General features: G+C 63.2%; 2 protein-coding genes and 1 pseudogene. All 3 read right to left on the bottom strand.

All coding sequences use genetic code 11. From position 1 onward, the window contains the following. Positions 1-240, bottom strand: a pseudogene (locus AC1D01_RS28565) (sulfate adenylyltransferase subunit CysD); the annotation flags it as partial. Between the two features lie 28 nt (positions 241-268). Then, on the bottom strand, positions 269-1,027 hold the full coding sequence (locus tag AC1D01_RS28560; protein ID WP_477872430.1) for a sulfite exporter TauE/SafE family protein: 759 nt from the start codon (positions 1,025-1,027) through the stop codon (positions 269-271). 116 nt (positions 1,028-1,143) lie between these two features. Next, positions 1,144-2,742 carry a methyl-accepting chemotaxis protein gene (locus AC1D01_RS28555; RefSeq protein ID WP_477872428.1) on the bottom strand — a complete coding sequence of 533 codons (1,599 nt, stop codon included), beginning with the start codon at positions 2,740-2,742 and terminating at the stop codon, positions 1,144-1,146. Positions 2,743-2,809: the final 67 nt, after the last annotated feature.

The raw sequence follows: 2,809 nt of genomic DNA, 5'->3' as shown, positions 1-2,809 counted from the left end.
GCCCTTGTACTCGCCGTCGGCGCCCTTCGATTTGAACGCCTTCTCGGCCAGGCGCAGCACCACGCACGAATCCTTGCCGCCCGAGAACAGCAGCGCCGGGCGCTCGAACGCGGCGACGGTCTCGCGCAGGATGAAGATGGCTTCTTCCTCGAGCCAGTCGAGGTGGGATTGATCGAGAACGGCTGTCACGCGCTCGGGTGTCACGCGCTCGCGAAGGGAGGGGTCATCATTCAGTTTCATGGGGTCCTTTGTGGCTGGGCGCTCGTGTTCAATGGATGACGCGGAGCCCGGCGAACAACAGAGACACGCACAACAGCCCGCGTGTCACTTTGTCCGGCAGGGATCTGATCAATCGCGCGCCCAGCCAGATGCCGGGCAAAGATCCGACCAGCAGGCTGGCGAGCAGGGACCAGTCGACGTTCCCGAGCGCCGCATGTCCCAGGCCCGCGACCAGCGTGAGCACCGCCGCATGGGCGATGTCCGTTCCAATCAGGCGTTGAATGGGAAGTCGCGGATAGAGGACGAGGGTCAGGGTCGCGCCGATCGCTCCGGCGCCAATCGAACTGAGCGATACCAGGACACCCAGCAGCAGTCCCGCCAGAACGGTCAGGGCCCGCTTGCGCGATGTCGTGAGCAAGGCGTCGAGCTTCAGTCCGAGCGCGTGACAGAAGGGACGGCAGGCTACCGCGACCRCCGTCATGAGCAGTGCCACGCCCAGCACCTGCATCATCAGGTGGCTGACCCCCTTCGTCATGCCGGTGTATCGCATCAGCATGAGCGTGATGACCGTCGCCGGGATGCTGCCTAGCAGCATCCAGGCGACGATTCCGTAATCGACGTGGCCCTGGCGGTGGTGGGCGATCGTTCCGTTGGTCTTGGTGATTGCGGCGAACCACAGATCGGTGCCAATGGCCACGGGTGCGCTGAGATGGAAGACGCCCATCAGAAGCGGCGTCATGAGCGAGCCTCCACCCACGCCGGTCAATCCGACAATGGCACCGATCACGAATCCACTCGCCACAGCCAGTCCATGACATCCCGATCTTGAGGTGCCGGCCCGGGCCGGCGCAGTGGTGTCGATTCAAGGGTTGCAGCGTCGCGTCGAGTTCAGACTGAACTCAAGCTTCGAGCCGCACCTCTTGCCTAGGCGAAGCTGTGCTGTGGCGCGGCATCGTGCCCGGCGACACGAAACACGGAGATCGCCTCAGACAGCTTCTCGGCCTGTTGGCGCAGGCTCTCGGCCGCTGCCGAGGTCTCCTCGACCAGGGCCGAGTTCTGCTGCGTCGTGTTGTCCAGCTGCGCCACCGCCTGATTGATCTGGCCGACGCTGGAGTTCTGTTCCGAGCTGGATTGCGTGATGTCGGCGATCAACTCGCTCACCTTGCGAACCTGTTGCACGGCCTCATCGATGGTCTTGCGCGCCGCGTTGACCTGCAGTGTGCCGGCGTCCACCTTTTCCACACTGGTGGTGATCAGGCTCTTGATCTCCTTCGCCGCGTCCGCCGAGCGCCGGGCCAGGTTGCGCACCTCTGCCGCGACCACGGCAAAGCCTCGGCCTTGCTCGCCGGCGCGCGCCGCCTCCACAGCGGCGTTGAGTGCCAGGATGTTGGTCTGGAAGGCGATGCCGTCGATCACCGTGATGATGTCGGAAATCTTGCGGCTCGAATCCTGGATGCCTTCCATGGTCTCGACCACACGCTCGACCGCGCCGCCGCCTTGCCCGGCCACCTCGGACGCCTTGCCCGACAGGAGGTTGGCTTCACGCGCATTGTCAGAATTCATCTTGACGCTGACGGCCATCTGCTGCATCGACGCGGCGGTCTGCTCCAGGCTYGAAGCCTGCGACTCCGTGCGCGAGGACAGGTCAAGGTTGCCATGGGCAATCTGCGTCGCAGCGGTCACCACGGTGTCCACGCCGACGCGCACCGTGCTGACCATGCTGGACAGAKTGGTCGTCATCAGATTGAGCGAGCCCAACAGTTCACCGATCTCGTCACGCGAGCCGATCCGCGCCTGGCGCGTGAGGTCGCCCTCGGCCACCGCTCGAGTGATGGTCACCGCTTCGGTCAATGGTCGCGTGATCGACCTTGTGATCGCCAGGGCTGCAACAACGCCCACCAGCATGGCCGCTGCAGCCAGGCCTCCYAGCGTCCACAACACGGCCTGGTAGGTTGCCCGGCCTTGCTCGATCATGCGCTGGGCATTCGCATCGCTGTGCGCCAGCCAGGCGTCCTTGGCCTTGATGAGGTTCATGTTGTCCACGCGAGCCTCCCCCAGCATGACGCCAACGGCGACGTCTCGCTGTGCCGGATCGTCGAGGATGGTGCGCGACGCCGCCATGACCTTGTCATTGGAACGCACGAAGGTCTCGAACCTTGTCTTCACTTCCTGCCAATTGGCGCGATCTTCGTCGTCCTGGAACAGGGCGCGCGAAGAATAGTCTTCCAGCACATTGCGTGCGGCTTCGACCGACTTTGCGGTCATCAATTCGGCCTCCTTCTTCTGTTCCTGTTTGCCGAGAATGTGGAGGAACGAGCGGCGTCGCGCGTCGTCGGCGCTGCGCATGAACTCGGTGACCAGCTTGTAGGACGCCATGATGTGGCTGTCGTAGTACTCAGTGTGCGCCTGCAGGCGATCAGCCTGCACCTTGGCAGTGAAAGCCAAGACCGCCAGCATGGCCAGCAAGACAGCGAAGCCGGCGTTCAGGCGCGTGCCGATCTTCACATTGGAAAGGAATTGCATTTTTTTACTCCCTTTGGATGGATGCCAAAGTTATGCCTCTACTATCGGCAGCACGGGAGATTTATAG

The organism is Rhizobacter sp. P3_B12 (assembly GCF_056402895.1).
Note: the sequence above shows the minus strand (reverse complement) of the source record. Positions and strands in the feature narration are given on the sequence as shown.